Origin of the sequence: Streptomyces sp. NPDC088707, assembly GCF_044752725.1 — a bacterium.
GTDB lineage: Bacteria > Actinomycetota > Actinomycetes > Streptomycetales > Streptomycetaceae > Streptomyces.
The window spans coordinates 93,998-103,450 of the sequence record NZ_JBIVLV010000007.1 but is presented as its reverse complement, the minus strand read 5'-3'; the positions used below and the strand labels follow the sequence as shown (position 1 = coordinate 103,450).

The following is a 9,453-nucleotide window of genomic DNA, read 5'->3' as shown; positions in this document are numbered from 1 at the left end:
GAGGGGGACACCGGAAACGGTGTCCCCCTCTTGCTGAGGACACCCACATGTACAAGTTCTTCTTCGACCTCGTCTTCAAGCGCATGGACCCCGAGAAGGCCCACCACCTGGCCTTCCGCTGGATCCGCCTGGCCGCCCGCGTCCCCGTCCTGCGGACCTTCGCCGCCGCCGTCCTCGCGCCCCGCCACAAGGAGCTGCGCACCGAGGCCCTGGGCCTGCGGATGCACGGCCCCTTCGGGCTCGCCGCCGGCTTCGACAAGAACGCCGTCGCCATCGACGGCATGTCGATGCTCGGCTTCGACCACGTCGAGATCGGCACCGTCACCGGCGAGGCCCAGCCCGGCAACCCCAGAAAGCGCCTCTTCCGACTGATCCCGGACCGCGCGCTCATCAACCGCATGGGCTTCAACAACGAGGGCTCCGCCGCCGTCGCCGAACGCCTCCGCGCGCGCGTACCGGTGTTCAGGACCGTCGTCGGCGTCAACATCGGCAAGACGAAGGTCGTCCCCGAGGCCGAGGCCGCCGCCGACTACGTGAAGTCCACCGAGCGCCTCGCCGCGCACGCCGACTACCTCGTCGTGAACGTCTCCTCGCCGAACACCCCCGGCCTGCGCAACCTCCAGGCCACCGAGTCCCTGCGACCGCTCCTCACGGCCGTACGGGAAGCCGCCGACCGCACGGTCACCGACCGCCGGGTCCCGCTCCTCGTCAAGATCGCCCCCGACCTGGCCGACGAGGACGTCGACGCGGTCGCCGACCTCGCCCTGGAGCTCGGTCTCGACGGCATCATCGCCACCAACACCACCATCGCGCGCGAGGGCCTCGGCCTGACGTCCGACCCCGCGCTGATCAAGGAGACCGGCGGGCTGTCCGGCGCGCCCGTCAAGGAGCGCTCCCTCGCGGTCCTCAGGCGCCTCCACGCGCGCGTGGGCGACCGACTGGTCCTCGTGGGCGTCGGCGGCATCGAGAACGCCGAGGACGCCTGGCAGCGCATCCTGGCCGGCGCCACCCTGATCCAGGGCTACAGCGCCTTCATCTACGAGGGCCCGTTCTACGCCCGCGCGATCCACAAGGGACTCGCCGCGCGCCTCGCGGCCTCCCCGTACGCCACCCTCGCCGAGGCCGTCGGCGCCGACTCCCGAAAGGCCGCCAAGTGACCGCCCTCCCGTCGCCCGACCACCGCCCCTCAGCGACGTCCTCCGGGCGGCCCGTCACATTCGGCACCCGCCTGCGCTCCGCCATGGACGAGCGCGGCCCGCTCTGCGTCGGCATCGACCCGCACGCCGCCCTGCTCGACTCCTGGGGCCTGACCGACGACATCGCCGGTCTGGAGCGGTTCACCTTCACCGTCGTCGAGGCGCTCGCGGACACCGTGGCCGTCTTCAAGCCGCAGTCCGCCTTCTTCGAGCGCTTCGGCTCGCGCGGTGTCGCCGTCCTGGAGCGCGCCACCGCCGATCTGCGCGCGGCGGGCGGCCTCGTCGTCATGGACGCCAAGCGCGGTGACATCGGCTCGACCATGGCCGCGTACGCCGAGACCTACCTGCGCAAGGACTCCCCGCTCTTCTCCGACGCGCTCACGGTCTCCCCGTACCTCGGCTACGGCTCCCTGAAGCCGGCCGTGGACCTGGCCCGCGAGTCCGGCGCCGGTCTCTTCGTCCTGGCGCTGACGTCCAACCCGGAGGGCGCGGAGGTCCAGCGGGCCGTCCGTGAGGACGGCCGCACGATCGGCGCCACCATGCTGGGCCACCTCGCCGCGGAGAACGCGGGGGAGACCCCGATGGGCTCCTTCGGCGCGGTCGTCGGTGCCACCCTCGGCGATCTGTCCTCGTTCGACCTGGACATCAACGGCCCGCTCCTCGCCCCCGGCATCGGCGCCCAGGGCGCGACCCCGGCCGACCTCCCGGCCGTCTTCGGTGCGGCCGTCGGCAACGTCGTCCCGAACGTCAGTCGCGGGGTCCTGCGGCACGGACCGGACGCGGGCGCCCTGCGGGACTCGGCGCACCGGTACGCGGACGAGATCCGCGCCGCCGTCGCCGGGTAACGAGCATCACGGTCTCTCCGCAGGTCGGAGCGGATCGACCCGGATCCCGGCACTGTTTCGGCCCGGTGGGACGACCCGTCCCGCCGGGCCGTCTCACTACTTGACGAAAACTTGGCTCAAAACCGGGTCGTTTTGCCGGAAAAGTCCCGGTCGGTCGATGCTGACCAGGACTTTTCCTTCTTTCTCGCTGACTGGAGCGGCCTCGGCCGCTAGTCTCCGGGGCAGAGCAGGCGTTCAACGACCACTCCGTTGAGCGTTGCTCCACTGGTGTGGGGCGCGAGGTTCCTCACCGGTCCGTATCCGACAGATCGACATCCGAGGTGACGTAGGCGTGGCTCTTCCGCCCCTTACCCCTGAACAGCGCGCAGCCGCGCTCGAAAAGGCCGCCGCGGCTCGCCGGGAGCGGGCCGAGGTCAAGAATCGACTCAAGCACTCCGGCGCCTCCCTCCACGAGGTCATCAAGACCGGCCAGGAGAACGACGTCATCGGCAAGATGAAGGTCTCCGCGCTGCTGGAGTCCCTGCCCGGCGTGGGCAAGGTCCGCGCCAAGCAGATCATGGAGCGGCTCGGCATCTCCGAGAGCCGCCGGGTGCGCGGTCTCGGTTCCAACCAGATCGCCTCCCTGGAGCGCGAGTTCGGCAGCACCGGCGCCTGATCCGGCGACCGGTCCGGCCACCGATCCGGGACACGCGTCCCGGGCACCCCGGTGAAGCTGGAATAATCGCTGCATGGCAGCAGAGGTACGTCCGCGGCTGACCGTGCTCTCCGGCCCCTCAGGGGTCGGCAAGAGCACGGTCGTCGCTCATATGCGCAAGGTCCACCCCGAGGTCTGGCTCTCGGTGTCGGCGACGACACGGAAGCCCCGCCCCGGCGAGAAGCACGGCGTCCACTACTTCTTCGTGACGGACGACGAGTTCGACAAGCTGATCGCCAACGGTGAGCTCCTCGAATGGGCCGAGTTCGCGGGCAACCGCTACGGCACCCCGCGCCGCGCGGTCCTCGACCGCCTCGACGCCGGCGAGCCCGTGCTCCTGGAGATCGACCTCCAGGGGGCCCGCCAGGTGAAGGACTCGATGTCCGAGTCCCAGCTGGTCTTCCTGGCCCCGCCGAGCTGGGAGGAGCTGGTCCGCCGCCTCACCGGCCGCGGCACCGAGTCGCCCGAGGTCATCGAGCGCCGTCTCGCCGCCGCGAAGGTCGAACTGGCCGCCGAGTCGGAGTTCGACACCACGCTCGTCAACACCTCCGTCGAGGACGTTGCGCGTGAGCTGCTAACGTTGATGCTGTTGACTTCTGGGGAATGATCCACGTGTTCCCCCGGACACCCAACGGCTGTCCGATCCTTTTTCCATCTTCGGAAGGTAGAGCGTGTCCTCTTCCATCACCGCGCCCGAGGGCATCATCAACCCGCCGATCGACGAGCTGCTCGAGGCCACGGACTCGAAGTACAGCCTCGTGATCTACGCGGCCAAGCGCGCGCGTCAGATCAATGCGTACTACTCCCAGCTCGGCGAGGGCCTGCTGGAGTACGTGGGTCCGCTGGTCGACACCCACGTCCACGAGAAGCCGCTCTCGATCGCCCTGCGCGAGATCAACGCGGGTCTGCTGACGTCCGAGGCCATCGAGGGCCCGGCCACGTAAGCGCGTCACGTTCCTTCACCCCAGGCCCGGCGGAACATCCGCCGGGCCTGTGGTGTCTCATGGAGTCGTAGGCATCCGAGTGCGGGGAGTGGCAGTGGTGACCAAGCCGAAGGTCGTTCTGGGCGTCAGCGGCGGCATCGCCGCGTACAAGGCCTGCGAGCTGCTCCGGCGGCTCACCGAGTCGGGCCACGACGTCCGCGTCGTCCCCACCGACTCCGCCCTCCACTTCGTCGGCGCCGCCACCTGGTCCGCGCTCTCCGGCCACCCCGTCTCGACCGAGGTGTGGGAGAGCGTCCACGAGGTGCCGCACGTCCGCATCGGGCAGGCCGCCGACCTCGTCGTGGTCGCCCCCGCCACCGCCGACATGCTCGCCAAGGCCGCCCACGGCCTCGCGGACGACCTGCTGACCAACACGCTGCTCACCGCGCGCTGTCCCGTCGTCTTCGCCCCCGCCATGCACACCGAGATGTGGGAGCACCCGGCGACCCAGGAGAACGTGGCGACCCTGCGCCGCCGCGGCGCCGTCGTCATCGAGCCGGCCGTCGGCCGCCTCACCGGCGTCGACACCGGCAAGGGCCGGCTGCCCGACCCGGCGGAGATCTTCGAGATCTGCCGGAGGGTCCTGACCCGCGGCGCCGCGGCCCCCGACCTGGCGGGCCGACACGTCGTGGTCAGCGCAGGCGGCACCCGGGAGCCCCTCGACCCCGTCCGCTACCTGGGCAACCGCTCCTCGGGGAAGCAGGGGTACGCGCTCGCGCGGGCCGCCGCCGCCCGGGGGGCCCGGGTCACCCTCGTCGAGGCCAACACCGGCATCCCCGACCCGGCCGGCGTCGACGTCGTCCACGTCGGCACCGCCCTCCAGCTCCGCGAGGCCGTGCTCAAGGCCGTCGCCGACGCCGACGCCGTGGTCATGGCGGCCGCCGTGGCCGACTTCCGCCCGGCCGTCTACGCCACCGGGAAGATCAAGAAGAAGGACGACGGCGGAGCGCCCACCGTGGAGCTCGTCCGCAACCCCGACGTCCTCGCCGAGCTCTCCGCCGACCGCGCCCTGCCGGGTCAGGTGGTCGTCGGCTTCGCCGCCGAGACCGACGACGTCCTCGCCAACGGCCGCGAGAAGCTGCGCCGCAAGGGCTGCGACCTCCTCGTCGTGAACGAGGTGGGGGAGCGCAAGACCTTCGGCTCCGAGGAGAACGAGGCCGTCGTGCTCGCCTCGGACGGCGCCGAGACCCCCGTACCGTACGGTCCGAAGGAAGCGCTCGCCGAGACGGTCTGGGACCTGGTCCTGCCGAGGCTGCGCGCCACGACCTGACGCATCCGGCCCCACGAGGACCACGAATCCAGCGCGGCGCGTGTGATGTACGCCCCATCAGGGCGTTCACCCGCCGCGAAGCGGCCGGATTCACCCGCTCAGGGCATTCGCCAGGCGAGACACCTGGTCCATCCCGCGACCACGACCGATAGACTGTCCGCGGAACGTCTTGGGGCGCAGCCCCCTGCCGGTCCGACAGAGAAGAGCCAGCAGCCGCTGCAACCCCAGGGAGCGTTGTGTCCCGTCGTCTGTTCACCTCGGAGTCCGTCACCGAGGGACACCCCGACAAGATCGCTGACCAGATCAGCGACACCATCCTCGACGCACTGCTGCGAGAGGACCCCACCTCGCGCGTCGCCGTCGAGACGCTGATCACCACCGGCCTCGTGCACGTCGCCGGTGAGGTGACCACCAAGGCGTGGGCGGACATCCCGACCCTCGTCCGGAACAAGATCCTCGAGATCGGTTACGACTCCTCGAAGAAGGGCTTCGACGGCGCCTCCTGCGGCGTGTCGGTGTCCATCGGGTCTCAGTCCCCGGACATCGCCCAGGGCGTGGACACCGCGTACGAGCAGCGGGTCGAGGGCGACGAGGACGAGCTGGACAAGCAGGGCGCCGGCGACCAGGGCCTGATGTTCGGCTACGCGTCGGACGAGACCCCCGAACTGATGCCGCTGCCGATCCACATCGCGCACCGGCTCTCCCGCCGGCTGACCGAGGTCCGCAAGAACGGCACCATCCCGTACCTGCGCCCCGACGGCAAGACCCAGGTCACCATCGAGTACGACGGCGACAAGGCCGTCCGCCTCGACACGGTCGTCGTCTCCTCGCAGCACGCCTCCGACATCGACCTCGAGTCGCTGCTCGCGCCCGACATCCGCGAGTTCGTCGTCGAGCACGTGCTCAAGCAGCTCGTCGAGGACGGCATCAAGCTCGACACCGACGGCTACCGCCTCCTGGTGAACCCGACCGGCCGCTTCGAGATCGGCGGCCCGATGGGCGACGCCGGCCTCACCGGCCGCAAGATCATCATCGACACCTACGGCGGCATGGCCCGCCACGGTGGCGGCGCGTTCTCCGGCAAGGACCCGTCCAAGGTCGACCGCTCGGCCGCCTACGCCATGCGCTGGGTCGCCAAGAACGTCGTCGCCGCCGGCCTCGCCGCGCGCTGCGAGGTCCAGGTCGCCTACGCGATCGGCAAGGCCGAGCCCGTCGGTCTCTTCGTCGAGACCTTCGGCACCAACACCGTCGACAACGAGAAGATCGAGAACGCCATCGCCGAGGTCTTCGACCTCCGCCCGGCCGCGATCATCCGTGACCTCGACCTGCTCCGCCCGATCTACTCCCAGACCGCCGCCTACGGCCACTTCGGCCGCGAGCTGCCGGACTTCACCTGGGAGCGCACGGACCGCGTGGACGCCCTGAAGCAGGCCGCCGGCCTGTAAGGCCCAGGCTGTACACGACCGAGGCCCGGCACCCTGTGGGGTGCCGGGCTTCGGCATGCCCGGTTGTCGGTGGCGTCTGGTAGGTATGGGGCTGTGAGCAGCGAGAACGAGAAGCCCTCCGAGGAGCCCGAGCAGCTCGCGCTCATTCGGGAGAGCGTGCGGCAGGCGAAGGTGCCGCGGGCCAAGCCGCGGACCTGGCGGGGGGCCGCGCTGGCCAAGGAGCTGCCCGTCGCGCGGGTCGTCGTGAACAAGGGGTCGCTCCATCTCGACCAGTTCTTCGACTACGCGGTCCCCGAGGAACTGGACGAGGCCGCACAGCCCGGGGTGCGGGTGCGGGTGCGGTTCGGCGCGGGGGCGCACCAGGTCAAGAACGGACGCCGGGAGGGCGGACGGCTCATCGACGGCTTCCTCGTCGAGCGGCGTGCCGCCTCCGACTACTCGGGCCCCCTGGCCGCGCTCGCCGGCGTCGTCTCCCCGGAACCGGTCCTCGGGCCCGACCTGCTCGGGCTCGCCCGTGCCGTCGCCGACCGGTACGCCGGCAGCCTCGCCGACGTGCTCCAGCTCGCCGTGCCGCCGCGCAGCGCCCGCGCCGAGGGCCGCCCCTCGCCGGAGCCGCTGCCCCCGCCCGCCGCGCCGGAACCGGGCAGCTGGACGCGGTACGAGCAGGGGCCCGCGTTCCTCGACTCCCTCGCGCGCGGTGGGACACCCCGGGCCGTCTGGAACGCGCTCCCGGGACCGCACTGGGCCGAGGAGATCGCCCGCGCCGTCTGCGCCGCCCTGGCCTCCGGCCGGGGCGCCCTCGTCGTCGTACCCGACGGTCGTGCGGCGGGGCGGGTCGACGCGGCGCTCACCGCCGTCCTGGGGGAGGGGCGGCACGCCCTGCTCACCGCCGAGGCGGGCCCCGAGAAGCGGTACGCGCAGTGGCTCGCCGTGCGGCGCGGCGCGGTACGGGCCGTCGTCGGCACCCGGGCCGCGATGTTCGCCCCCGTCCGGGACCTCGGGCTCGTCGTCATCTGGGACGACGGCGACGGCAGCCACAGCGAGCTGCACGCCCCGCAGCCCCACGCCCGCGAGGTCCTGCTGCTCCGTGCCGCCCACGACCGCTGCGGCTTTCTCCTCGGCAGCACCGGTTGCACCGTCGAGGCCGCCCAGCTCGTCGAGTCCGGCTGGGCCAGGGCGCTGTTCGCCGGGCGCGAGCAGGTCCGCAGGGCCGCCCCGCTGATCAGGACCGTGGGCGACGGCGAACTGGCCCGCGACGAGGCCGCGCGCGCCGCCCGGCTGCCCTCGCTCGCCTGGCAGACCGTGCGCGAAGGGCTCAAGACCGGACCGGTCCTGGTCCAGGTGCCCCGCCGGGGGTACGTGCCGAGGCTCGCCTGCGAGCGGTGCCGGACGCCCGCCCGCTGCCGCCACTGCGCCGGGCCCCTGGAGGCCCCCGAGCAGCAGGAGCTGCACTGCGGCTGGTGCGGGCGCGGGGCCTCCGACTGGCACTGCGTGGAGTGCGGCTCGACCCGGCTGCGGGCCCAGGTCGTCGGCGCGCGCCGGACGGCGGAGGAACTCGGCCGGGCGTTCCCGGCGGTGCCGGTCAGGACCTCGGGGCGGGACCACATCCTGGACACCGTGCCCGGGCGCCCCGCGCTCGTCGTCTGCACCCCCGGCGCCGAGCCGGTCGCCGAGGGCGGCTACGCGGCCGCGCTGCTCCTCGACGGCTGGGCCATGCTCGGCCGGCCCGATCTGCGCGCGGGCGAGGAGGCCCTGCGCCGCTGGATCGACGCGGCCTCGCTCGTCCGGGGCCAGCCCGACGGCGGCACCGTGGTCGTGGTCGCCGAGCCGACCCTCCGGCCCGTCCAGGCGCTCGTCCGCTGGGACCCGGTCGGACACGCCCAGCGCGAGCTGGCCGAGCGGGCCGAGCTGGGATTCCCGCCGGTCTCCCGGATGGCGGCGGTCACGGGCCCGCCGGAGGCCGTCGAAGGCCTGCTCGCGGCGGCGGGGCTACCCGCCGACGCCGAGGTGCTCGGCCCGGTGCCGCTGCCGGTGGTCCGCCCCGGGGGTCCCCGGAGGCCGGGAGATCCGCCGCCGGGCGAGCAGTGGGAGCGGGCCCTGGTCCGGGTCCCGCCGGGCAGCGGCGCGGCCCTGGCGACCGCGCTCAAGCAGGCCAGGGCGGCGCGGATGACGCGGGGCGGCGGGGACCCGGTGCGGATCCGGGTGGACCCGCCGGACATCGGCTGACGGGTCGCGGGCCGTCGAGGGGGGCGGGGGCTGGCGCGGCCGCTGCTTCCCGGCCTTGAACGGCCGGAGCCCGGGGCGGCCGCGGTGGCACGGTCCGGCGCGGGCGGTACACGGGTCGGCCGCCCGCCCCCAGTGGGGACGGGCGGCCGTTCGGCGTGCGCGGGTCAGCCGTTGCGCGGGCCGGGGAAGGCCGACGTCCGCGGCTCCTCGCGGAGGGAGGCGCTGCCCGAGGTCGGCTGCGGGGGCATCGAGCGGGCGGCGGGCACCGAGGGAAGCGTGCGGGTCGCGCTCGGCTCCACGATCGGGTCCTGGTCGATGCCGACGCCCGGCTGGGGCGCGCGCCGGGCACCGTAACGGCGGTGGACCGCCTGCTTGGTGACGCCGAGCGCGGAGCCCACCGCGTCCCAGGAGAAGCCGAGCGAGCGGTCGAAGTCGACCGCGGCGGTCACCAGTGTCTCGACACTGTCCCGCAGCTCCTGGGCGAGACGAACGGTGGGGGCGGGGGCCCGCCCGTAGACGACGAAGCCCGTGGACGGGCCGGAGCGGCGAGGGCGGTAGACATTGCCCAGCTGGGCCGTGAGCGTGCGCAGTGCGTCCACCTGCCGCCGGACCCGCTCGATGTCCCGCACCAGCAGGTGCAGACTCGCCCGAGCCTGGGCGTCGTGGGTTGCGTGGTCGGCCATGTGAAAGCCTCTCGAACCGGCATGTAAGGGGAAGGGCCGCCGGGGGGAACGGCGACCCGATTCGGTCAATCTCTCTTGACCAACGCGCCACCCGGAGTTGGGTCACGCTGC

Annotated in this window: 9 protein-coding genes; 8 read left to right on the top strand and 1 reads right to left on the bottom strand. The window is 72.8% G+C overall.

Annotation, left to right across the window (positions count from 1 at the left end):
- Positions 1-47: 47 nt before the first annotated feature.
- The 8 genes from ACIP84_RS21865 to ACIP84_RS21830 all read left to right on the top strand — a co-directional run bounded on the left by ACIP84_RS21865 (position 48) and on the right by ACIP84_RS21830 (position 8,659).
- Positions 48-1,157 carry a quinone-dependent dihydroorotate dehydrogenase gene (locus ACIP84_RS21865; RefSeq protein WP_401799546.1) on the top strand — a complete coding sequence of 370 codons (1,110 nt, stop codon included), beginning with the start codon at positions 48-50 and terminating at the stop codon, positions 1,155-1,157.
- A 71-nt stretch (positions 1,158-1,228) separates the two neighbouring features.
- Complete coding sequence (gene pyrF, locus ACIP84_RS21860; RefSeq protein WP_355963809.1) at positions 1,229-2,041, top strand: orotidine-5'-phosphate decarboxylase; 813 nt, start codon at positions 1,229-1,231, stop codon at positions 2,039-2,041.
- Positions 2,042-2,372: 331 nt separating this feature from the next.
- Positions 2,373-2,696 (top strand): integration host factor, encoded by a 324-nt coding sequence (locus ACIP84_RS21855; RefSeq protein ID WP_030204477.1) that lies wholly within the window; start codon positions 2,373-2,375, stop codon positions 2,694-2,696.
- A gap of 73 nt (positions 2,697-2,769) precedes the next feature.
- A complete protein-coding gene (gmk, locus tag ACIP84_RS21850) occupies positions 2,770-3,342 on the top strand; it encodes a guanylate kinase (RefSeq protein ID WP_073914561.1) in 573 nt (190 codons plus the stop codon).
- A 64-nt stretch (positions 3,343-3,406) separates the two neighbouring features.
- Positions 3,407-3,679 carry a DNA-directed RNA polymerase subunit omega gene (gene rpoZ, locus ACIP84_RS21845; RefSeq protein ID WP_030316319.1) on the top strand — a complete coding sequence of 91 codons (273 nt, stop codon included), beginning with the start codon at positions 3,407-3,409 and terminating at the stop codon, positions 3,677-3,679.
- Positions 3,680-3,776: 97 nt separating this feature from the next.
- Positions 3,777-4,988: a bifunctional phosphopantothenoylcysteine decarboxylase/phosphopantothenate--cysteine ligase CoaBC gene (coaBC, locus tag ACIP84_RS21840; RefSeq protein ID WP_401799543.1), complete on the top strand. Its 1,212-nt coding sequence runs from the start codon at positions 3,777-3,779 to the stop codon at positions 4,986-4,988.
- 236 nt (positions 4,989-5,224) lie between these two features.
- Positions 5,225-6,433, top strand: coding sequence for a methionine adenosyltransferase (gene metK, locus ACIP84_RS21835; RefSeq protein ID WP_030316322.1), 1,209 nt, complete (start codon positions 5,225-5,227; stop codon positions 6,431-6,433).
- A gap of 93 nt (positions 6,434-6,526) precedes the next feature.
- A complete protein-coding gene (locus ACIP84_RS21830) occupies positions 6,527-8,659 on the top strand; it encodes a primosomal protein N' (protein WP_355963744.1) in 2,133 nt (710 codons plus the stop codon).
- 164 nt (positions 8,660-8,823) lie between these two features.
- Here the strand turns inward: ACIP84_RS21830 and ACIP84_RS21825 are convergent, their stop codons facing one another.
- Positions 8,824-9,342 carry a hypothetical protein gene (locus ACIP84_RS21825; protein ID WP_187622616.1) on the bottom strand — a complete coding sequence of 173 codons (519 nt, stop codon included), beginning with the start codon at positions 9,340-9,342 and terminating at the stop codon, positions 8,824-8,826.
- Positions 9,343-9,453 lie beyond the last annotated feature (111 nt).

Excerpts from the sequence above, each read along its gene's own strand:
- ACIP84_RS21865 (WP_401799546.1), top strand. The coding sequence starts at position 48 with ATGTACAAGTTCTTCTTCGACCTCGTCTTCAAGCGCATGGACCCCGAG.
- gmk (WP_073914561.1), top strand. The coding sequence starts at position 2,770 with ATGGCAGCAGAGGTACGTCCGCGGCTGACCGTGCTCTCCGGCCCCTCA.
- ACIP84_RS21825 (WP_187622616.1), bottom strand. The coding sequence starts at position 9,342 with ATGGCCGACCACGCAACCCACGACGCCCAGGCTCGGGCGAGTCTGCAC.